Raw genomic sequence first — 21,078 nt, 5'->3', positions numbered from 1 at the left:
CTTTTCATGTCTGCTAATCATAAAATGCCCAGATATTGTTCACCTATTTCGAAATATGCTGTGTAAAGTCAGCTAATAATCTGGCGCCGAAGCCAGTGGCAGACTTGGTGTAATAGCCACTTTCCTGGCTGCTCATTACACCTGCCATATCTACATGCAGCCATTTACATGTTTCTGGTACGAAGCGGCGCAGGAACAAGGCCGCCACAATAGAACTTGCTTCTGTTTTTGAGTTTGTATTATTAAAGTCAGCATAATCACTTGCTAAATAACTATCATATGCATCGACTAAAGGCATCGGCCAATTAAAATCACCATTCTCGTTACCGATATTTTTTATTTCAGCCGAAAGATGTTCATCGCCGAAAACACCTGCAAGTTTAGAACCAAGTGCACTCCATATCGCACCGGTTAATGTTGCAATATCAATAATATATTCAGCCTGCAATTCCCCCGCCCGAATCAGCCCGTCAGCCAGGATGAGACGACCTTCTGCATCTGTGTTGCCTGCCTGCACAGTAAGTCCATTCTTATAACGAATAACATCCCCCGGAATAACGGATGTGTTATCAGGCATATTTTCCACAATAGGAATAAGAGCAGTAACATTAACTTTCGCCTTTGATTTTTCCAGCAGCTTCATTGCACCTGCAACAGCAGCGGCTCCTCCCATGTCCATCCGCATATTGCTCAGATCTTTTCCCTTTTTTAAACTAATTCCGCCTGTATCAAATGTTACCCCTTTACCAACAAGTGCAACAAGTGGCTTTGTTTTATCACCACGATATTCAAGTTCCGCAAAAGCTGGTGCATGAACGCTTCCCCGTCCAACCGTCAGCACACCATTCATCTGTCTTTTCTCAAGCTCTTCTTTGTCAAAAATAGTCACTTCAATAGCTGTACCCGCAAACTCCCTCTCTAAAATAGCTGGAAATGTTTTCGGATTCAGCACACTCGGAATTTCATTCATCAAATCACGTGAAAATGCGGTAGCTTCTGCACGGTTTTTGCCATTCTCAACGAAAGCTAGTGTGTTTTTACTGCCATCAACTTGCAGATCAGTTTGAAAATAATCTTCTTTAGACTTATACGTTAAAAACTTGTACGACCCTAGATACCAACCTTCAACAAATGCCGTCACCACAGCTCCGGTTTGTAATTTATGAAATGCTTTCGAAAGTGCCTCTTCATTTATTGAAGACTTCTCCACTTTGTAATTTCCTAACTCACGTGCGATGGAACCAGCAGTCATTCTTACCTTTTCATATGTCTGACTTTTTTCTTCCGGCACTTTTACAACAACAAATAACTCACCATCATTGTATAATGTACTGTAGGGCTTTGAACTGTTCTGCACGAATTTTTTCAATGGTTCATTTGCCTCAATACGTTCATCAATTTCAAATAAGATAGTTGCCTGATTGCTCATGTTTCCCTTATCCCCTTTCTTTTTCTGCATTTGATTTTACTTCGACATACGAATTAATAAATCCTGCTGAAATGAAATAAATTTAAGTGGTCCCAGGCACTATTTGCCCCTGACCTAAACAAAGGTATCGGGGTTTGGTCCGCATCTATCATTTAAATTCAGTTTATCAATTTTTTCCATTTCTTCTTCTGTTAACGAAAAATCAAAGATATCAGCGTTCTCTTTGATTCGATGTTCTTTTGTTGATTTTGGTATGGTGATGACATTATGTTGCAGATCCCATCGCAAAATCACTTGAGCCGATGACTTTTGGTGTTTTTCTGCAATTTCTTTAATTGCAGCCTCATTTAAAAGACCACCACTTTTAAGTGGAGACCATGCTTCAAGCTGAATATTTCCCTTTGCACAAAAATCACGCAGCTCCAACTGTGTGAGATGTGGATGAAATTCTACTTGGTTAATCATTGGTCTAACCTGGCAATCTGACAAAAGCTCTTGCAGATGATGAACATGGAAGTTACAAACCCCAATTGCACGAACTTTACCATCTGTATAAAGCTTTTCCATAGCCTTCCAGGTTTCTTTATATATTCCTGTGACCGGCCAGTGGATTAAGTAGAGATCGAGATAATCCAGTTCAAGTTTATCCAGACTTGATTCAAATGCCTGTAATGTACTTTCGTAGCCCTGCTCATCATTCCACACTTTCGTAGTAACAAAGATCTCCTCTCTTGGAATTCCGGACTCCTTAATGGCCTGTCCAACTCCTTTTTCATTCTGATAGAAAGAAGCTGTATCAACACTTCTATATCCGTTATTAATTGCTGCCTTCACTGCTTCTATTAAAATATCCCCTTCTTCAACTTGAAAAACACCAAGGCCCATACGAGGCATTCTCACACCATTATGTAATGTGACGGTATCTTGCAGACTATTAATCATGTTAAACCTCCAATTATCAATTTATATAATTTCTATTGTATACCATCTCTGCTGATAATTTAAAACCCAACACTTCCTGGTTCTATTCGGGCAACTTTAATAATTTGAGATAATAGGCTATGATACTAGCATACACACAAATATATTCTGAGCAAATAGAAGAAAGGAAACAAAATGGGAAGTACCTCGACAAAATCAAACATGCAAAAAAATAATCAAACAGTCTACTCCATTTTATTCATTATTGGAATATGCCATCTGCTGAATGATTCTTTGCAGGCTGTTATCCCCGCGATGTTTCCTATTCTGGAAAAATCACTGGGGCTTACCTTTACACAACTGGGTTTGATCGCATTTACACTGAATATGGTCGCATCCGTAATGCAGCCTCTAGTAGGACTATACACAGATAAACGCCCAATGCCCTATGCGCTGCCAGTTGGCTTAACAAGCAGCATGGTTGGAATGCTTGGATTGGCACTAGCACCAAATTTTTGGATGATCCTATTAAGTGTCTTGTTTATTGGATTAGGTTCAGCCGTATTCCATCCGGAAGGTTCACGGGTTGCCTATCTTGCTGCAGGCAATCGCAGAGGACTTGCTCAGTCAATTTATCAAGTCGGTGGAAACTCCGGACAGGCACTTGCACCTGTTATAACGGCCCTAGTGCTTGTACCACTTGGCCAGTTTGGAGCTATCTGGTTTACATTAATTGCAGGGCTGGCTGTATTTTTCCTGATACATATCTCAAAATGGTATGCTGTACAAATTAAATTTTTTTACGGTGATACAAAAAAACAGTCAGAGAAAAAGCCTGACAAAGGATTATCTAAAGCTATTAAAGGTGCTCTCGTCGTTCTTGTTTTTCTTGTGTTTGCCCGTTCCTGGTATGCTGCAGCTATTTCTAATTTCTATGCTTTTTATACGATTGAAAACTATGGACTCACAATTGCACAATCGCAAGTTTATATTTTCACCTTTTTATTTATGGGGGCAGTCGGAACCTTCCTGGGTGGACCTTTAGCAGACCGGTTTGGCAAGCGAAATGTCATTCTTCTCTCTTTACTGGCACCAGCCCCGCTAGCGCTGATTTTACCTTATGTCGGACCCATCAGTTCGATTATTTTGCTTGCATTTATTGGCCTTTTATTAATGTCCAGCTTCTCTGTATCTGTGGTGTATGCACAGGAGCTCATCCCTGGGAAAATCGGCACGATGTCAGGGCTTATCGTGGGCCTTGCATTTGGAATGGGGGCCATCGGTTCGGTAGCGTTGGGATCACTGATTGATATTTTCGGCTTAACAATAACGATGATTGCAATTTCAGTATTGCCATTGCTCGGGCTTTTAACATATCTGCTGCCATCTGATGAAAAAGTCAGTCAGTGGTATGCATAAGCATCCCTAAATCTTTTTTAAAAAATGGTGTCCCAAATTACCTTTGGAACACCATTTTTCGTATCACTGGTCATTGCCTGAATTGGCATTCACCAGCTTCATTCTGGCTATTTGTTTCTGCCAGTCATGCTTTCCTCAGCGATTTTGATCATTCGTTTGACCATTTCGCCTCCCACCGAACCGTTCTCACGTGCAGTCGTGTCAGCTCCAAGCTCAACATTGAATTCAGCTGCAATTTCCTCTTTCATCTTGTCCACCGCATTTTCCGCACCAGGCACTAACAATTCATTTCTGTTATTGTCATCAGCCATTTTGATCACTCCTCGGGGAATTTGAACAGTGTTATTCTGTTCAGGCTTAGAATATGGATAAACAATTTAATTTATACTTTACGATCAGAGCTTAAAAGTGTGCAAACAAGCATTGTTTTTTGCTATATCACATTTACGACCTGCTCTGTATGATGATAAGATAGTAGAAGCGCTTAACTGGAAAGGAATAAAACAGTCATGAAATTTTCACAAAACCTTAATAAAACAACAATAGATTGCCTCTATATTATTTTTGGTGCTACACTTGTTGGTTTGTCCTATAACATTTTCCTGCTTCCTGCAAAACTTGCAGCAGGTGGGATCTCCGGCGTCAGTACCATTTTATTTGAAATGTTTGGTACAAGTCCTGCGATTACCCAGTTTCTTATTAATATCCCGATTTTTATTATTGGCTGGATTGCAATGGGTTCAGATTTCAGCTGGAAAACATTACTTGGAACATTTTGGGTGCCATTTATTATTTTCCTTTCCGCCGATATTCCCTACACGATAACCAACCCGCTATTAGGTGCCATTTACGGGGGAATTGTACTTGGTGCTGGGCTTGGGATTGTATATAAAGGCAATGGTTCTACCGGAGGAACAGCTGCAATTGCACAGATCGTAAAGAAATTCACTGGACTTTCCAGCGGGTATTCCCAGCTGATTGTCGATGGTTTTGTTGTCGTGTCTTCCATTATCGTTTTCAATCTGGAGCTGACTTTATTTGCTTTAATGTGTATTTACATTACTAGTAAAGCAATTGATATTGTACAGCTGAGAACATCTGCAACAAAGCTGATTTTAGTCATTACAGAAGAAGAGGAAAAAATCCAGACCATCATTCGTGAGAGGATTGACCGCGGATTAACAAAAGTACGTTCGGTCGGCGGATATTCAAACCAGGACAAAACGATGATTCTTTGTGTTACCGAACAGCAGGAAGCAGTTCAGCTTAAAAAAATCCTGCAAAAAGAAGAACCGTCAACATTCGTCATTTTTATCAATGCATCCGAAATTTTAGGACGAGGGTTCTCGTTGGATAAATATTATGGACAAAAATTGTAATGAATTTTATAAATCCATCCCATTTCGAATCACATATTGTGACGAAGAATGAGATGGCTTTTTATCATCATTCATCAAAGGAATCCGGGTTTGTGCCACTCCTGTCATTTATATTTAAATCGTTTATCCAATTCATTTCATTTGCTGGTAACCCAAAATCGAATATGTCCGCATTTTCGATAATTCGATGTTCCGTAATAGATTTAGGAATTGTAATCACGTTATTTTGCAAATCCCATTTTAAAATTATTTGTGCTGGGGTCTTTTGATGCCTTTTTGCAATTTTATTTATAGTTGGGTCGTTCAAAAGTTGCCCACGCTTTAATGGAGACCATGCCTCAACTTGTATGTTTTCCTTTTCACAGAAATCACGAAGCTCAACCTGTGTCAGGTGTGGATGAAATTCAACTTGATTAATAACAGGTTTCACTTTGCAATCTGCTAAAAGATCTCTTAAGTGTTGAATATGAAAATTGCTTACACCAATCGCACGTACTTTTCCATCTGCATAAAGCTTTTCCATTGCTTTCCATGTATCTTTATACATCCCTTTTACCGGCCAGTGGATTAAATAAAGATCCAGATATTCTAAGTCAAGCCGCTTCAAGCTGTTCTCAAATGCTTGTAACGTGCTTTCATAACCCTGCTCATCATTCCAGACTTTTGATGTAACAAAGATTTCTTCCCGTGGAACGCCGGATTCTTTAATTCCCTGTCCTACACCTTCTTCATTTTTATAGAAGGAAGCTGTATCGATGCTTCTATAACCGTTTTTCAGAGCAGTTTTCACTGAATTAATGACGACATTTCTATCTTCAACCTTATATACACCCAAACCAAATCCCGGCATTTTTACACCGTTGTTTAATGTAACAGTATCCTGCAAATTTGTGATCATATGATTTCTCCCCCTATTAATGTCTATGACTGCCTTTCGATGAATTCGTTATGACAAATCCTTCATCATTTACATAGAAATACTGAACCCAGATTCCGTCAAGAAAGTCCTCCCGTTTATCAAGAATGATATCAATATCCTTATCTGTTTTTACAATTTCGTCATCTTCTGTTGGTGTGTCAAGCTTGATTCCATAATGTGCATGATCGCCATGCAGATGTGTCACATAGACACGAATCATTTTTCCTTCCGCTTCTTCCGTTTGAAGCATTTTCTTCAGCTCTTTCGCAGCATTTCGATTAATTTTACATTTCATGTTTTTAGGCTCCCATCTTGTTTTCTAATCAATATTATCCCACGCTTTATAACGAATTAAAAATAATTCGCTTTTTCTATAGGCTGCGACGTAACTGCCCTGTTGATTTCAACTTCGGACGGATGTTTCGCGAGTTGAATGGATTATCAGGAATTGGAGTACTTCTCTGAGCCCAAATAGTCTGAAACAAGTTGCTACCAGGAACATAGAGCGCTTCTCTAAGCCCAAACAACACGATATAAGTAGACACCAGGCATATAGAGCGCCTCTCTAAGCCCAAACAACAAGAAATAAGTAGGCACCAGGCACACAGAGCGCTTCTCTAAGCCCAAACAACACGATATAAGTAGACACCGGGCACATAGAGTACTTCTCTAAACCCAAACAGCTAGAAACAAGTAGCCACTGGTCACAGAGAGGATATTTCGGTGGATAGCTGATATGATTCTGGAAGTGTGGTTATATTTCCTGTGCGGACGTTGGAATTCTCATCGTTGAATTTAGTTCGCACTTTACATCAACTGCGGAATTTATAGACATACTCCAAACAAAAATACTCTGACATAACAAACTGATCTGAAACATATCTTCTATAGGATGCCAGAAATTCACTAACAATTTTATCCATATACTTAAATGCTGCACTTTGTTAAAATAAATACAATGATAGTTTGCTAGAAAAAAGGGTACTTACCAGATAAAGGAGGGCTACTGTAAATGCCAAAAGGAATTCACCGCAAAGATGTGAACATTCCAATAGATAATGTTTGGAATTTTGTTAGTGACATGAACAATTGGGCTCCTCTGGTTCCGGGTTATATCGACCATAAAATCTTAAACGAAAAACAATCTACCTGGAAATTCAAAGGAGATACAGGGATTGTTCAAAAAACAATAAAAATGAGAATAGATATTACAAAATGGCAGGAACCGACGAAGGTCACCTTTGATTTAAAAGGGTTAAGTGATAACTTCAAAGGAGATGGTTATTTTGAAGCTGAGGCTCTCAGTGGAACATCCACAAAAATAACAGGCTGTCTGAACATTTCAGGAAAAGGCATGATGGGACCAATGATGAACACTGTCCTGAAGTCCCTGGTTCCAAAAACTGCGAAAGAATTGACGGAAGCAGTTGCTGAGAAAATAAAAGAGGAACGAGCAGTTATGAGATAATATATAAAAAACACGGTATACCACTAGTTGGCAGACCGTGTTTTAATTTTTTACATTACCCTTTATACCCCAGCTCATGCCAGATATTTTCCGCAGTCTGTTTTAAGTTCTGCAGAATGACAGGTTTTCGTTCATTGGTATAGTCACTGATTGGGATACTTACACCTAATGCCGCTACTGTTTTTCCACTATAATCATAGATTGGATAGGAAAATCCAATCGTATCTTTATAATGTTCGGAATGACTGAAAGCATAGCCTTTTGTTTTAATTTCCTCAATTTCTTTTTTTAAATCATCGATATTATCAATCGTATTTACCGTAAATTTCTTTAGTTCCAAATGGCTTAAATAGCTGTCCAGCTGCAAGTTATCCATTCCTGCCAGCAGAACCTTTGGAGCAGATCCTGCATAAAGCGGGGATCTTCCCCCAACCTCAACAACCAGGCGGACAGGCTTTGTACTATCAATTTTCTCGACATATACTGCTTCATTTCCTTCCAAAACAACCATATGAACCAATTCATTTATTTCCTCATTTAACTTTTTCATATGGGGAAATGCTGCTTTTTTATACTCCAATTGTTCACTTACATGGTTGCCTAGTGCGAGCAGTTTTAGGCTAATTCTGTATTTAACATCATGGCTTGTATTTTTCACTTTTACAAGCAGTCCGCCTTCTTCCAATGAAGAGACGAGACGGAATACGGTTGTTTTTGGATAACCAGATAGATCGGCTAATTCTATCAGGGATAATTCCTGTTTTTTCATGAAGCAGTCTAATAATTTTATCGCTTTTAACACACTTTGACTCATTGTTTTACACCTCTGCTGAAGCTCGTTTGTCTAAACTATTTTAACAAATATTGATTCAAGTTTGCTGCTTATTTAACTATTTCATAGCAAGCCTGCTCCAATCATTTTATATTAGTAAGTTCCTTCCTGTTAGCAATCGTCTCCAGCTCTTCTCCATTTATTGCTTTTGCCAGGTTTTCAGCAGTAATCATGGACATTGCCCTTGCCGCTTCCAAACTAATACCGCCAACATGCGGAGTAAAGACAATTTCGTCCAGATCAAAAAATGGGTGATCCTTTGCTGGTGGTTCATTATCGAAAACATCGATTCCAGCACGATGAATCTGTTTATTCTTCAATGCACTAACAAGGTCATCCTCATTAATTACCCCGCCACGTGCTGTATTTATAAGAACAGCTGATGGTTTCATCATTTTAAAATACTTGCGGTCAATCAACTCTTTTGTCTTATTATTTAACGGGATATGCAAACTCACGATATCACTTTTCTGGAACACTTCATCCATGGACATCGTTAGTTCGACATCCAGTGATTCTGCAATCCTTTTTCTTTCCTCATGAATGGTCCGGACATATACAATAATATCCATATCAAATCCATATTTCATAATTTTGGCTACTTTTTGTGCAATCGAGCCAAATCCAATTAACCCTAGCTTTTTCTGATAAAGCTCCCTTGTAAAATTCCCATCACGGTAACCGAAATTCCCTTGTTTGGTTTCATTATGGAATAGAGGAATATCCTTCATAGCAGCAAGAATCAGACTTACGGCATGCTCAGCTGTTGCCTGGCTGTTTACTTTTGGTGCATGCAGCACTCGAATCCCCTTCTTCGTTGCATAGGCAACATCAATATTATCAAGCCCAACCCCCGCTCCTGAAATTGCCTTTACATCCTTACAGGCATCCAGAATTGCAGGTGTAATCTTTGCAGGAGCCCGAAGTATTATTCCATCCACTTTATTTTTAGATAAAAAATCAATAATTTCCTGTTCATTAAATGTTTCAAACTTTGTAACATGTGCGATCTTATTTAAAATAGCTTCCCCGTCTGGATGATACATGGGAAGAATTTGGACAATATGAAGATCCTTCAATTAACTTTCCTCCTTTTTATTTAATTTTTTTTAGAAGAAAAAGCCGGATTTAACCGGCTTCCATTTCTATTGGAGGTACTCTATAATTGTAGAAATACCTTGCCCTCCACCAATGCAAAGTGTAACAAGGCCATATTTCTCTTTTCTTCGTTCCATTTCATGAAGCAGCTTTGTCATCAGTACTGCACCTGTAGCTCCTATCGGGTGTCCTAACGCAATCGCTCCCCCGTTTACATTCACTCGATTTATATCCATTTTTGCTTCTCTGATAACAGACAGTGCCTGCGCTGCGAATGCTTCATTCAATTCAATTAAACCAATATCATCAATGGATAAGCCACATTGCTTTAATGCTTTGGCGGTAGATTCTACCGGCCCGATTCCCATAATATCCGGGGATACACCACTTGCAGCCTGCGCAATGATTTTAGCTTTTGGCTTCAAACCATATTCCTTTATTTTTTCCTCGTTCATCATTAACACAGCTGCTGCTCCATCGTTTCTTCCACTTGCATTTCCAGCAGTTACCGTTCCATTTTCCTTAAATACCGCCCGGAGTTTCTTGAGCTGCTCTAGTGTGGATAGGCGAGGATGTTCATCCACTTTGAATGCAGTTGTCTTCTTACGTTCCTTTACTTCAAAGGGAACGATTTCTTCTTCAAAACGACCTTCTTCAATTGCAGCTGCTGCAAGTTCCTGGCTGCGTCTGGCAAACTGATCCTGCTCTTCTCGGGAAATATTATATTTTTCCGCAAGGTTTTCTGCGGTCAGCCCCATTGTCAGGTTTCCATATGTCTCAGAAGGCTGGGAGCATGGCTGACTTTCCGTATTTGGATCGAGCAAAAGCCCATTACCAGCTTTTAGGCCATATCTTGCATTTCGGATATAATATGGAGCGGTACTCATGCTTTCCGCACCACCTGCAACAACAACATCAGACAATCCAAGTTTTATCTGCATATCCGCATTATTTATCGCCTGCAAGCCAGATCCACACTGACGATGAACTGTATAGCCGGGGACGTCAACTGGCAAATCGGCACGTAATGCGGCAAGCCTCGCCAAGTTGGAGGTATCTGCACTCTGCTTCGCCTGTCCGAGAATCACTTCATCTACTTTTACATCTGCATCTGAACGCTTTAAAACTTCCCGGATGACCGCTTCACCTAAATGATCCACGGTTACACCTTTTAGCGTTCCACCCATTTTTCCAACTGCTGTTCTGACAGATCCGACAATAAAGGAATCCTTCATGCTTAGCCCTCCTTCTTCTTAAGCTCGCGGATTAATTCACCCGCAATAATATTTCGTTGAATTTCAGATGTTCCTTCATAGATTTTCGTTATTCGTGCATCACGGAAATAGCGCTCGATTGGATAATCTTTCATGTAGCCGATTCCTCCATGGATTTGAACTGCCAGATCCGCCACTTTATTGTATACTTCAGAACCGAATAACTTGGCAATTGCAGCCTCTTTGACAACTCTCATCTTTTGATCAGACATCCAGGCAACCCTGTAGGTTAATGCCCGCAATGTTTCAATTTGCATACTTATATCTGCCAGCATATGCTGAACTGCCTGCACTTCGAGGATTGGATTGCCAAATTGCTCCCGCTCTTTCGCATAGGACAATGAATGTTCCAGCAGTTTTTCGCTGGAACCAAGATTTCTTGCAGCAAGTCCGGCGCGGCCATTTGCCAATATTTTCAAGGCATTGACGTAGCCCCTTCCCTCTTCGCCAAGGACATTTTCAGCCGGAACCTCCATGTCCTCGAAAAATAGTTCTGCAGAGTGAGAACCCCGAAGTCCCATTTTCTGTTCCACACTGCCCAGTACGAATCCAGGGAAATCTTTTTCCACTATAAATGATGTGATTCCTTTTGCTCCTTTAGAGCTGTCTGTAACAGCCATTACCGTAAAAACATGACCATCAACTGCATTTGTGATGTAATGCTTAGAGCCATTTAATATATATTTATCCCCTTTTTTGACTGCCGTTGTTTTCAGATTCGCAGCATTTGAACCAGCACTAGGCTCCGTCAGTGCAAAGGCACCAATCCATTCCCCTGTCGCCATTTTCGGCAAATACTTTTGCTTCTGCTCCTCCGTTCCAAGCTCCACAATTCCAACAGTGCCAATTCCAGTGTGTGCTCCAATTAATGTTGTGTAGCCATTATGTGTTTTTCCGAGTTCCTCATAAATGGCACATTTTCCGACCATATCCAGTCCAAGTCCGCCATATTCCTCCGGGATACTTAAGCTGAATAAACCCATTTCCTTTGATTTTTCAACAATATCTTCCGGAATATGGTCGTTTTCCTCGATTTCCATGGCACGTGGTTCCACTTCATCTTTGACAAACTTTCGCACATTTGAACGTAAAAATTCAATATCTTCCGAGAAACTAAAATCCATAATCACATCACCCTGTCCTTTATCTATTTTTAAATTGTGCTTTTCTCTTTTCAATAAATGCTTTCGTACCTTCATCCTTATCTTCTGTTCCAAAAGCGACAGCCTGAGATAATTTTTCAATCCACATTGCAGTACCTTCATCAATGTCATAGCCCTTATGAACAGCGAATTTTGCAAGCTGAATTGCAACCGGTCCTTTTTTCAAAATATCTCCAGCAATTGATTCTATTTTTCTGGTAAGGTCATCCTCCGTTACAAAATGTGTAACAAGTCCGATTCGTTCTGCTTCCTCCCCATCAATTATTTTTCCTGTTAATATCATATCAAGGGCCCGGCCTTTCCCAATAATACGAGTGAGGCGCTGTGTGCCGCCTGCACCTGGAATAATACCAAGATTCAGCTCTGGCAATCCTAATTTTGCTTTGTTGCTTGCAATTCGGATATCACAGGCTAACGCCAGCTCACAGCCACCGCCAAGCGCATAGCCATTGACTGCTGCAATCGTAACCTTCGTGGAATCTTCAATTTTATTATAAAGTCCCTGCATACCTGGAATAAGTGCCTCCAGTGGTTTGCGGGTATTCAACTGCTTGATATCTGCTCCTGCAGCAAATGATTTTCCACCTGCTCCCTGCACAACAATTACTCGGACTTCATCATTGGTTTCAGCTTCAGTGAAAGCTGCATCTATTTCGGCCAGCATCTTTGCATCAAGGGCATTTCTAGCTTCCGGACGATTCAACGTAAGCCAGAAAATACCTTCCTCTATCTTCACACTCACACTTTCAAATGGCGCCACACTCATTCCTCCTTATGTATATTCATAAAAACCGCTGCCACTTTTTTTGCCAAGTCTCCCTGCTTTTACATATTTTACAAGTAATGGACACGGACGGTATTTTTCACCCAGTGTTTCGTATAAATATTCCATATTTCGAAGACGGGTATCGAGTCCGACAAGATCAGATAGTTCAAGCGGGCCCATTGGATGGTTTAGTCCGAGCTTCATCGCTTTATCAATGTCCTCAGCACTCGCGACTCCTTCCATCAGCATATTCATTGCTTCATTTCCTATCAGACAATTCATTCTTGAGGTTACAAATCCCGGGAATTCATTAACTTCCACAGCCTGCTTACTCATTTCTTCGCTAACCTGTTTAACATAGCTCACTGTTTCATCAGATGTTTCCAGTCCGCGAATTACTTCAATTAACTTCATCTTATGAACCGGATTGAAGAAATGCATGGCAACTACCTTTTCAGGACGAGACGTCTGTGCACCGATTTCAGTCGGACTCATTGTCGAGGTGTTTGTGGCCAGAATTGTATCTTCCGGACAAATTTCATCAAGCTTTTTAAAAATAGCAATCTTTAAATCTATCTTTTCAAGAACCGCCTCTATCACAAGATCGGAATCCTTTGCCGCCTCTTCCAGATTTGCTTCATAATGTAAGTTTTCCTTTGCATTGGTGTATGCTTCTTCTTTTAAAAAGCCTTTTTCAAAACTGCCATCAAGTAAATGATCAATTGCGGTTTTCGCCTTCCCTAGGATTTCGTCATTCAAATCATTTAAATAAACTTTAAATCCCGAAATTGCACAGGCGTAGGCAATTCCTTTGCCCATAACGCCTGAGCCAACAACTGTTACCTGTTTCATGAAACCATCTCCTCAGCTTTCACTTTTACTTAATTGTGTCGAATACAAGAATTCTGCACCAGTAATTTCCTTTAATTCATTAACGGTAAGATCGGATAAAATTTCGATCAGTTCCGTACCTTTTTCTGTAAATTTAAAAACAGCATGCTCTGTTATCAGCATATCGGCCTTTCTTACGCCACTGCTTGGGAAAGTCAGTTCTTTCACAAGCTTAGGACTGCCGTCTTTTGCAAGATGCCTGGATGCAATAATTATTCGCTTTGCTCCTGCGACAAGATCCATGGCACCACCAACTCCCAGTATCGTCTTTCCAGGAACAGCCCAATTGGCAATTTCCCCATACTGATCAACCTGGAGTGCTCCCATTACTGCTAAATCCACATGTCCGCCGCGGATCATGACAAAGGAGTCGGAACTGTCAAAAAGAGATGCTCCCGTATCCATAGTGATTGGTTTTTTACTGGCACTGATCAGATCCATATTAATATTTTCTTCGTCCGGAGTAGGTCCCATGCCCAGCAATCCATTCTCTGATTGCAAATAAACTTTTTTATCACCAAGATAATCCGGAATCAATGTCGGAATTCCAACCCCGAGATTAATTACTTCACCATCTGAAAGTTCCTGGGCTACACGTTTGGCAATTTTAATTCGCTCAAGACTCAACGTATTTTCCTCCTTTTTTTCACATATTTATTTTTCACAATATAATCTACATAAAGATGTGGTGTGACGATTTCCAGTGGGTCAAGCTCTCCTGCTTCAACAATCTCATCGACTTCAGCGATGACGATCTTACCAGCGGTCGCCATGACTGCATTGAAGTTTCTGCCAGTATGGTCGTAAACAAGATTCCCGAGTGTATCCGCTTTCAAAGCTTTGATTAAAGAAACATCTCCTTTGATGGCTCTCTCTAAAATATATGTCTCCCCATCGAACACCTTTTCTTCTTTACCTTCAGCAACCTTTGTACCCACAGCGGTTTTTGTATAAAACCCTCCGATACCTGCACCACCACAGCGTACGGCTTCAGCGAGTGTCCCTTGGGGAATGAGTTCAATTTCCAGTTTTCCATCACTCCATGCCTGAACTGCATCACGATTTGTTGTGAAATAGGAACCTTTTGCTTTTTTCAGGCAGCCGGACAGCAGCAGCTTTCCAAGTCCTCTACCTTCTTCTCCCAGATTGTTGCTGACAATCGTCAAGTCTTTCTTATCAGAAGCCGCTAATTCATCAATTAAGGTAAGTGGAGTTCCTGATAGACCAAACCCGCCGACAAGCAATGTGTCCCCATTGTTGATGAAGTTTAAAATATCACTTCGTTCGATTAACTTTTCCAATACTCTCCCTCCAATGGTGTAAAGTAGCTATTTTAGCAATAACTCATTATTCCGTATAATGGAATGATTGTTTTATTTTTGTATCAGTTATATTGTAATCGAAAAAACAAGTAAATACAATAGTGAAATGTAAATATTCTGAAATATGGGTGTTGTTTTTGAAAATTAAAAAGCCTTTCACTCAAAATACATAGGTTCTGAGTGAAGGCTTTAAGTATAAATTTATTTAGGAGTTAAATGCTTAACTTACCATTTATGCACCAATCTTTTTCTCCGCTTTCATATGTTTCTTCTCGTGCCTGTTCCCCAAATACCGGAGCAGGAAGAACTGAACTACAATACCAGCAATCAATAAAACATACCCATTTCCAATCAATGAATACGACAGGTATAACACTCCAGCTATTCCCGCGGGTACCATTGCGTACGGGATTTGTGTATTAACATGGGCAATGTGATCAGATTCAGCAAATATGGATGCCATTACGGTTGTATCCGAGATTGGTGAAACATGATCCCCGAAAATTGCTCCTGCAAAAATTGCTCCAATAATGATGGGGATTAAATCTTCTCCTCCCATTGTATATGCAAGCGGGATTGCGATCGGTGTAAGAATGGACATAGTGCCCCATGAAGTACCCGTAGCAAAAGAAATAAACATGCCAATAACGAAAACTAGGAATGGCAACAATGCTGCTGTCATCCAGCCTTCTGTTACACTGACTACATATTCTGCGGTACCCAGCACAGAAGTTACGGTCCCTATCGACCATGCGAGAATGATTATGATAAGTGCAGGAAGCATCGTTCTAATCCCGCCAAGCAAGGTTTCCTCAATCTTTTTAAAATCCATGCCTTGAATGAGGGCAAGTATAATGCCTACCAATGTCATTGCAAAGGCACCCCAAGTCAAGGCGATCGAAACATCGGTAGCAGCGAGTGCGTCCATTATGGAAATCCCTTCAGCTCCGCCACCTGTATACCATAACCCCCAGATGCTAACCGTAATGAGTGTTACCAATGGAAGAATAAAGTTCCAGATACTCCCATCTTTCTTATGGGGTTCACCTAAATCCTGGTCTACAGAAGATAATGGTGTTGATCCATCGGGTATTAATTTGCCTGTTGTTTTTGCACGGTGTTCTGCTTTTGCCATCGGACCAAAATCCTTGCCAAGTATTATCATCGGAACGGCCAGCAGACAAAGTATCGCATAAAAGTTCCAAGGAATCGATTGCAGAAAAGCGAAGTAAGGTTCGAATCCAATTATGCTTATACTCGCAAAGGCTGCAGCAATCAGAGATACCTGAAATCCAATCCAGTCTGATACAGGGCCGATAGTTGCAATTGGAGCAGCAGTTGAGTCAATTACGTAGGATAGCTTCTCTCTTGAAACCTTATGTTTAGCGGTGATGTCTTTTGTTGCATTTCCAACTATTACGGAGTTCACATAATCATTGAAGAAAACGATGATTCCTAAGAAGTATGCCAGAAGCTGTACTCTTTTCCCTGAAGTCAATTTACTTTCCAAAACTCTTATTAATCCATCAGAGCCACCTGTTTTAAACATAAATGCAGCCCCAATTCCAAGCAATGCAGTCATAACAAGAAATCGCGCATTCCATGGATCAATCATAACATCCTTCATCCATGTGAATGTTAAGCCGACTGCTTCGAATGGATTACCTCCGGCAGCAATCAGACCGCCTACCCAAATACTTATAAAAAGTGAAATCAGAACTCTTTTTGTAAATATTGCCAGTAATACTGCAACCAGTGGTGGAACAACAGACAAAAAATCCATAAGTAACCTCCTATTTCATAATACTGTTTAAATATGTTTCTTACATTACACATACACCCGCCTTACTCTTTCCATCAAACCCGCCAGCACTTCATCAACAATACTGTCCATCCAGCCTGCAATGTCTCGTGCGGAAATCATCTCGTCACCCTGGCTTCCCAGCAATACAACCTCATCGCCTACCTTGACATTTGGAATATTTGTAATATCAATTAGGGTCTGATCGAGGGAAATCGTACCAATAATTTTTGCCCGTTTTCCACCAACAAGCATTTCCCCTTTATTTGACAGGGCTCGCTGATAACCATCGCCATGACCAATCGGAACTACAGCAATTTTTTTGGTTGTTTCCGTAACATACTCTCCACCATATCCAACTGGTGTTTTCGGAGGAAGCTCTTTGATATGAAGAATCTTTGATTTCAGCTTCATGACTGGCTTTACTGAAATTATTTTCTCCTGGCGGGCGTCTGGCTGATAACCAAATAACGCGATGCCAGGTCTTACTATATCCAGATGCATATCACTTCTTTCAATTGTAATAGTTGAACCGCCAACATGATAAATTGGAAAGAAAAATCCCTGATCTGCTAATTTAGAAACAGTCCTCATAAATAATTTATACTGTTTTTCCGTTGTTTCCCAATCCGCTTCATCTGCACTGGAAAAATGAGTATAAATCCCTTCCCAATGAAGGTTTGGTAAATGATAACAGCTTTGGCAAAATGCAATTGCTTCATCTGGTTCAATGCCAAACCTGTGCAGACCTGTATCTATTTTCAAGTGAACTGAAATACTATTTCCTTTTTTTACAGCTGCCCTGCTCAAGGCCACCGCTAATTCCTTGGAAGAAACCGATGCTGTGAGGTTTTTTGCTGCAATTTCATCTGCCTGCTCCGGCATCACTGCACTTAAGAGATGGACCGGAACAGAGATGTCATTTTCACGAAGCAAAGCACCTTCTTTCACCGTTGTGACACCAAGGCGTTCTGCTCCGGCTTCAACAGCTGCTAGGCCGATTGGTACAACCCCATGTCCATAGGCATTTGTTTTAATAACAGCGAGGAGCATACTCTTTTTGGCAGTCAGTTTTAATGTTTTTACGTTTTCCTTAAAGGCAGATAAGTCTATTTCTGCTATTGTAGGACCCTGTGAACTGATTTCTGATCTCTGCAAGATAGGCTCCCCCTGTCTTTTAAATTATTCGCTTTTAATTATGAGCTTTTTTCAGCATGCTGCTGATACAAACTGCGAAATTCCTGGACAACTTTTTTAGTTATTTCACCAGGTTTTCCACTTCCAATAATCTTGTCATCAATTTTCAAAATAGGAATAATATCTGATTTTGTAGCTGTAATAAATACTTCGTCAGCCTTAAATAGTTCCGTAACTGTATACGTTTTCTCGTTCACCTTCAAATTTAGATCATCACAAATTTGCAAAACTTTTCGTCTTGTAATGCCATTCAAAATATAGTTATTTGCGGGGTGCGTATAAAGCTCACCGTCTTTTACGATAAATACATTCGACGCACTTGCTTCCGTTACAGTATCACCACGGTGAAGTATTGCTTCAACCGCATTATTTTCAACAGCCTTTTGTTTTGCAAGCACATTTGGCAAAAGGTTCAGTGTCTTAATATCGCAGCGAAGCCAGCGAATATCCTCTGTCAGAACAGCATTCGCACCCTGGTCCTCCACATCACTCATACGTTCTTCCTCTCTGGTATAAGCAACAGTTACAGGCATAACATCAAGTCCCGGAAACTCATGCCATCTTGGTGAAGTTCCGCGTGATACCTGCATATAAATAATTCCCTCATTCAATTTATTGGCTGCAACCAGTTCCAGAAGCTTAACTTTAAGCTCATTTATTGAAGCTGGGAGTTTCAGCTGAACTTCATCAGCACTTCTTTCCAGACGTTCCATATGCTCATCCAGCATGAGCGGAGTTCCATCGTAAACACCGATAACTTCATAGATTCCATCCCCAAATTGGTAGGCGCGGTCCTCTATATCTATCAAATTCTCCCGATCCATAATTTGGTCATTAAACAGCATTTTAGTCATGCTAAAACCTCCTAGTCATTTCCAATTTCACAAATAAAATTGCTCATTTGCTAAATCCAATAGAACTGACGTATCCACACTTGATCCACTTATTACAATTACAACTTGTGAGCCAAGCTGGACTTTATTTGTTAATATGGCACCAATTCCTGACGCAGCTGCACCCTCGATTATCATACGATGCTTATCCAGCATGAATACCATTCCATCAGCAATTGCCGATTCTTCGAGCAAAATAATTTTATCAACATAGTGCTGGACCATTTCAAACGTGTATTGGTTATTTATCCCAATCCCGCCCAGCAGACTATCAGCTAGCGTGTCTTGTTCTTTGACAATAACCGGTTTCCCTGCCCGAATACTTTCATACATGGCTGCACCACGAGCCGTTGATATTCCAACTACCTGAATTTCAGGATCGTTCTCTTTTAGAGCGACTCCAAGTCCAGAATGAAGACCTCCACCGGATAAGCCGCCGATTACTGTATCTGCTTCTGGCAGATCCTCTAATATTTCCAGACCTATTGTCCCCTGACCTGCAATAACATGTGGATCATCAAATGGATGGATGACCGTGAGTCCTTCTTTTTCAAGCTCATAGCACCGCTTTTCTGCATCATCCTGGGATTCGCCATGGATTTCTATCTGTGCACCTGACCGCTCCAATACTTCTACCTTTGCTTTTGGTACGCGTTTGGAAATGCAGACCGTTGCATTGATTCCTAGTTTATTAGAAATATAAGCAACACTCATCCCAAAATTCCCAGTGGAAAATGTTGTGACACCCTTTTGTTGTTCCTCCGGGGTTAAGCTTAAAATTTTATTGGCTGCACCCCTGATTTTAAATGATCCGCTGGGGTTAAGGTTTTCCAGTTTTAGATAAACAGAGCTTCCTGTAATCTCGGATAATTTTTCAGAGTAAAGAAGTGGGGATTTCGGAACAAAAGGCGCTATTCTTTTTTTCGCCTTCCAGATATCACGCAGGACAACAGGCTTTTCTGACATTTTATACCCCCCTTTTGAATTTATGAGTTTATTAGTTTTGACTCTTGGAAGAACCAATATCAAAAATATTCGTTAGGGACCTAAGCTTATCCGTTCTTCACTCATTCCACCGCAGCCATACGCTTAATCACCACTTAAAAATCTTCGCACTGCTTCCGCCATAATTGCCACACCGACAGGCAAAACCTTTTCATCAATATCGAAATGGGGTGTATGGAGGTCTCGGTTCAGTTCATCATCAATAGCGCATCCGAGGAAAAACATTGCCCCTGGTACGGTATTGGTCATGTGTGCAAAATCCTCGCCTCCTAAACCAAATGGCTCATCCACTATAGTAAAGTCAGGATACAGATTATTAATTGTGCGCTTTATCAGTTGATTCACGGCAGGATCATTTTTAAGTGATGGGTCTTCTGGCGTTATCTTTAAATCATAGGCTCCATCAAATACCTGAACGAGTGAAAATGCCTTTTCAAGCTCGGTATGCAGTAATTTTCGAACGTCCGGCAGATAGCTTCGAATGGTTCCTTTTAATTCCACCTCGGATGGGATGACATTGCTGGCTGACCCACCTTGGATGCTTCCAACACTGATCACTGCTGAATCAAGCGGCGAGACACGACGTGCTGCAATACCATGCAATGCCTGCAGCACCGGCCCTAGCATCCAAATCGGATCTGTTCCAAGATGAGGATATGCCCCATGCCCGCCTGTAGCAAAAATCTTTGCTTCAAACACATCGACATTAGCCATGCTGTAGCCATCATGAACCTTAACTTCACCAAGCTGGTTTTCCGGACTCATATGCAGTGCAATAACACGGTCAACTCCATCTAATGCACCTGCCTTAATCATATACGGAGCACCGGTTGACCCAAGCTCATCTGCCATCTCCTCAGCAGGCTGAAATAAAAATTTGACTGTTCCCTGAAGCTCTCCTCTTTGAAAGGACTCTCCCAAAATACGTGCAGCACCGAGGGCGATAGCAGTGTGTGCATCATGACCACATGCATGCATAATTCCTTCATTCTGAGATTTATAGTTCTTTTCATTTTCCTCCTGAATCGGTAATGCATCCATGTCCGCACGAATAGCAATGGAACGGCCGCTGCCGGATGATAGCGTCCCGATAACCGCTGTGGGATAACCTGCACCAGTTTCCACTTTCATACCGGGGATTTTTTCTAACGTTTGTGCCACAAACTTTGCTGTCGCCATTTCCTGAAAGCTCAATTCAGGAAATTTATGCAGTCTGCGCCGCCAGGAAACAAGCTGTTCTGTTTGCTTTTCGGCACGAGCCAATATCGATTTGTTTTTTGTAACCAATCCCCATCCCTTCT

Annotated in this window: 21 protein-coding genes; 3 read left to right on the top strand and 18 right to left on the bottom strand. The window is 40.8% G+C overall.

The window, feature by feature from the left end; translation table 11 throughout:
• Positions 1 to 43: 43 nt before the first annotated feature.
• Both CIL03_RS13450 and CIL03_RS13445 read right to left on the bottom strand, forming a co-directional pair.
• A complete protein-coding gene (locus tag CIL03_RS13450; RefSeq protein ID WP_240508081.1) occupies positions 44 to 1,459 on the bottom strand; it encodes a leucyl aminopeptidase family protein in 1,416 nt (471 codons plus the stop codon).
• Positions 1,460 to 1,543: 84 nt separating this feature from the next.
• Positions 1,544 to 2,371, bottom strand: coding sequence for an aldo/keto reductase (locus tag CIL03_RS13445; RefSeq protein ID WP_094886380.1), 828 nt, complete (start codon positions 2,369 to 2,371; stop codon positions 1,544 to 1,546).
• A 174-nt stretch (positions 2,372 to 2,545) separates the two neighbouring features.
• Between CIL03_RS13445 and CIL03_RS13440 the strand changes: the two genes are divergently transcribed.
• Positions 2,546 to 3,769 carry an MFS transporter gene (locus CIL03_RS13440; RefSeq protein ID WP_094886379.1) on the top strand — a complete coding sequence of 408 codons (1,224 nt, stop codon included), beginning with the start codon at positions 2,546 to 2,548 and terminating at the stop codon, positions 3,767 to 3,769.
• A 107-nt stretch (positions 3,770 to 3,876) separates the two neighbouring features.
• On the opposite strand, the gene CIL03_RS13435 is transcribed toward CIL03_RS13440, so the two are convergent.
• Positions 3,877 to 4,080: an alpha/beta-type small acid-soluble spore protein gene (locus CIL03_RS13435; protein WP_094886378.1), complete on the bottom strand. Its 204-nt coding sequence runs from the start codon at positions 4,078 to 4,080 to the stop codon at positions 3,877 to 3,879.
• 198 nt (positions 4,081 to 4,278) lie between these two features.
• Between CIL03_RS13435 and CIL03_RS13430 the strand changes: the two genes are divergently transcribed.
• Positions 4,279 to 5,148, top strand: a complete 870-nt coding sequence (locus tag CIL03_RS13430) for a YitT family protein (RefSeq protein WP_094886377.1) — start codon at positions 4,279 to 4,281, stop codon at positions 5,146 to 5,148.
• Between the two features lie 67 nt (positions 5,149 to 5,215).
• Here CIL03_RS13430 and CIL03_RS13425 read toward each other — a convergent pair whose 3' ends face one another.
• Both CIL03_RS13425 and CIL03_RS13420 read right to left on the bottom strand, forming a co-directional pair.
• Complete coding sequence (locus tag CIL03_RS13425) at positions 5,216 to 6,046, bottom strand: aldo/keto reductase (RefSeq protein ID WP_094886376.1); 831 nt, start codon at positions 6,044 to 6,046, stop codon at positions 5,216 to 5,218.
• Positions 6,047 to 6,062: 16 nt separating this feature from the next.
• Entirely contained in the window at positions 6,063 to 6,362 is a 300-nt protein-coding gene (locus CIL03_RS13420) for a heme biosynthesis protein HemY (protein ID WP_094886375.1), read from the bottom strand.
• A gap of 717 nt (positions 6,363 to 7,079) precedes the next feature.
• Between CIL03_RS13420 and CIL03_RS13415 the strand changes: the two genes are divergently transcribed.
• Complete coding sequence (locus CIL03_RS13415; RefSeq protein WP_094886374.1) at positions 7,080 to 7,535, top strand: SRPBCC family protein; 456 nt, start codon at positions 7,080 to 7,082, stop codon at positions 7,533 to 7,535.
• 55 nt (positions 7,536 to 7,590) lie between these two features.
• Here the strand turns inward: CIL03_RS13415 and CIL03_RS13410 are convergent, their stop codons facing one another.
• The 13 genes from CIL03_RS13410 to CIL03_RS13350 all read right to left on the bottom strand — a co-directional run bounded on the left by CIL03_RS13410 (position 7,591) and on the right by CIL03_RS13350 (position 21,064).
• The gene (locus tag CIL03_RS13410) at positions 7,591 to 8,349 is read right to left on the bottom strand and encodes an IclR family transcriptional regulator (RefSeq protein ID WP_094886373.1); all 759 of its coding nucleotides are present in this window, start codon (positions 8,347 to 8,349) and stop codon (positions 7,591 to 7,593) included.
• A 101-nt stretch (positions 8,350 to 8,450) separates the two neighbouring features.
• The gene (locus CIL03_RS13405) at positions 8,451 to 9,446 is read right to left on the bottom strand and encodes an NAD(P)-dependent oxidoreductase (RefSeq protein ID WP_240508080.1); all 996 of its coding nucleotides are present in this window, start codon (positions 9,444 to 9,446) and stop codon (positions 8,451 to 8,453) included.
• 66 nt (positions 9,447 to 9,512) lie between these two features.
• A complete protein-coding gene (locus CIL03_RS13400) occupies positions 9,513 to 10,700 on the bottom strand; it encodes a thiolase family protein (RefSeq protein ID WP_094886372.1) in 1,188 nt (395 codons plus the stop codon).
• A gap of 2 nt (positions 10,701 to 10,702) precedes the next feature.
• Positions 10,703 to 11,863, bottom strand: coding sequence for an acyl-CoA dehydrogenase family protein (locus CIL03_RS13395; RefSeq protein WP_094886468.1), 1,161 nt, complete (start codon positions 11,861 to 11,863; stop codon positions 10,703 to 10,705).
• Between the two features lie 19 nt (positions 11,864 to 11,882).
• Positions 11,883 to 12,668: an enoyl-CoA hydratase/isomerase family protein gene (locus tag CIL03_RS13390; RefSeq protein WP_240508079.1), complete on the bottom strand. Its 786-nt coding sequence runs from the start codon at positions 12,666 to 12,668 to the stop codon at positions 11,883 to 11,885.
• Positions 12,669 to 12,674: 6 nt separating this feature from the next.
• Positions 12,675 to 13,520 (bottom strand): 3-hydroxyacyl-CoA dehydrogenase, encoded by an 846-nt coding sequence (locus tag CIL03_RS13385; RefSeq protein WP_094886370.1) that lies wholly within the window; start codon positions 13,518 to 13,520, stop codon positions 12,675 to 12,677.
• A 12-nt stretch (positions 13,521 to 13,532) separates the two neighbouring features.
• A complete protein-coding gene (locus tag CIL03_RS13380; RefSeq protein WP_094886369.1) occupies positions 13,533 to 14,186 on the bottom strand; it encodes a 3-oxoacid CoA-transferase subunit B in 654 nt (217 codons plus the stop codon).
• Positions 14,183 to 14,860, bottom strand: a complete 678-nt coding sequence (locus CIL03_RS13375; RefSeq protein ID WP_108721254.1) for a CoA transferase subunit A — start codon at positions 14,858 to 14,860, stop codon at positions 14,183 to 14,185. The genes CIL03_RS13380 and CIL03_RS13375 overlap by 4 nt, the downstream gene beginning before the upstream one ends.
• Before the next feature lie 253 nt (positions 14,861 to 15,113).
• Entirely contained in the window at positions 15,114 to 16,664 is a 1,551-nt protein-coding gene (locus tag CIL03_RS13370; RefSeq protein WP_094886368.1) for a Na+/H+ antiporter NhaC family protein, read from the bottom strand.
• A 45-nt stretch (positions 16,665 to 16,709) separates the two neighbouring features.
• Positions 16,710 to 17,840 carry an alanine racemase gene (alr, locus tag CIL03_RS13365; RefSeq protein WP_240508078.1) on the bottom strand — a complete coding sequence of 377 codons (1,131 nt, stop codon included), beginning with the start codon at positions 17,838 to 17,840 and terminating at the stop codon, positions 16,710 to 16,712.
• A gap of 38 nt (positions 17,841 to 17,878) precedes the next feature.
• Positions 17,879 to 18,733, bottom strand: a complete 855-nt coding sequence (gene dat / locus CIL03_RS13360) for a D-amino-acid transaminase (protein ID WP_094886366.1) — start codon at positions 18,731 to 18,733, stop codon at positions 17,879 to 17,881.
• 27 nt (positions 18,734 to 18,760) lie between these two features.
• Positions 18,761 to 19,738, bottom strand: a complete 978-nt coding sequence (locus tag CIL03_RS13355; RefSeq protein ID WP_094886365.1) for a pyridoxal-phosphate dependent enzyme — start codon at positions 19,736 to 19,738, stop codon at positions 18,761 to 18,763.
• A gap of 123 nt (positions 19,739 to 19,861) precedes the next feature.
• Positions 19,862 to 21,064: a M20 metallopeptidase family protein gene (locus tag CIL03_RS13350; RefSeq protein WP_094886467.1), complete on the bottom strand. Its 1,203-nt coding sequence runs from the start codon at positions 21,062 to 21,064 to the stop codon at positions 19,862 to 19,864.
• Positions 21,065 to 21,078: the final 14 nt, after the last annotated feature.

Source organism: Virgibacillus indicus, from assembly GCF_002266285.1.
Lineage (GTDB): Bacteria > Bacillota > Bacilli > Bacillales > Amphibacillaceae > Virgibacillus_K > Virgibacillus_K indicus.
This window is presented reverse-complemented; position numbering and strand designations above follow the sequence as displayed.

Excerpts from the sequence above, each read along its gene's own strand:
- CIL03_RS13370 (WP_094886368.1), bottom strand. The coding sequence starts at position 16,664 with ATGGATTTTTTGTCTGTTGTTCCACCACTGGTTGCAGTATTACTGGCA.
- CIL03_RS13385 (WP_094886370.1), bottom strand. The coding sequence starts at position 13,520 with ATGAAACAGGTAACAGTTGTTGGCTCAGGCGTTATGGGCAAAGGAATT.
- CIL03_RS13440 (WP_094886379.1), top strand. The coding sequence starts at position 2,546 with ATGGGAAGTACCTCGACAAAATCAAACATGCAAAAAAATAATCAAACA.
- CIL03_RS13420 (WP_094886375.1), bottom strand. The coding sequence starts at position 6,362 with ATGAAATGTAAAATTAATCGAAATGCTGCGAAAGAGCTGAAGAAAATG.
- CIL03_RS13435 (WP_094886378.1), bottom strand. The coding sequence starts at position 4,080 with ATGGCTGATGACAATAACAGAAATGAATTGTTAGTGCCTGGTGCGGAA.
- CIL03_RS13400 (WP_094886372.1), bottom strand. The coding sequence starts at position 10,700 with ATGAAGGATTCCTTTATTGTCGGATCTGTCAGAACAGCAGTTGGAAAA.
- CIL03_RS13425 (WP_094886376.1), bottom strand. The coding sequence starts at position 6,046 with ATGATCACAAATTTGCAGGATACTGTTACATTAAACAACGGTGTAAAA.
- CIL03_RS13430 (WP_094886377.1), top strand. The coding sequence starts at position 4,279 with ATGAAATTTTCACAAAACCTTAATAAAACAACAATAGATTGCCTCTAT.
- CIL03_RS13355 (WP_094886365.1), bottom strand. The coding sequence starts at position 19,738 with ATGTCAGAAAAGCCTGTTGTCCTGCGTGATATCTGGAAGGCGAAAAAA.
- CIL03_RS13395 (WP_094886468.1), bottom strand. The coding sequence starts at position 11,863 with ATGGATTTTAGTTTCTCGGAAGATATTGAATTTTTACGTTCAAATGTG.
- CIL03_RS13390 (WP_240508079.1), bottom strand. The coding sequence starts at position 12,668 with ATGAGTGTGGCGCCATTTGAAAGTGTGAGTGTGAAGATAGAGGAAGGT.
- CIL03_RS13415 (WP_094886374.1), top strand. The coding sequence starts at position 7,080 with ATGCCAAAAGGAATTCACCGCAAAGATGTGAACATTCCAATAGATAAT.
- CIL03_RS13410 (WP_094886373.1), bottom strand. The coding sequence starts at position 8,349 with ATGAGTCAAAGTGTGTTAAAAGCGATAAAATTATTAGACTGCTTCATG.
- CIL03_RS13450 (WP_240508081.1), bottom strand. The coding sequence starts at position 1,459 with ATGCAGAAAAAGAAAGGGGATAAGGGAAACATGAGCAATCAGGCAACT.
- CIL03_RS13445 (WP_094886380.1), bottom strand. The coding sequence starts at position 2,371 with ATGATTAATAGTCTGCAAGATACCGTCACATTACATAATGGTGTGAGA.
- dat (WP_094886366.1), bottom strand. The coding sequence starts at position 18,733 with ATGACTAAAATGCTGTTTAATGACCAAATTATGGATCGGGAGAATTTG.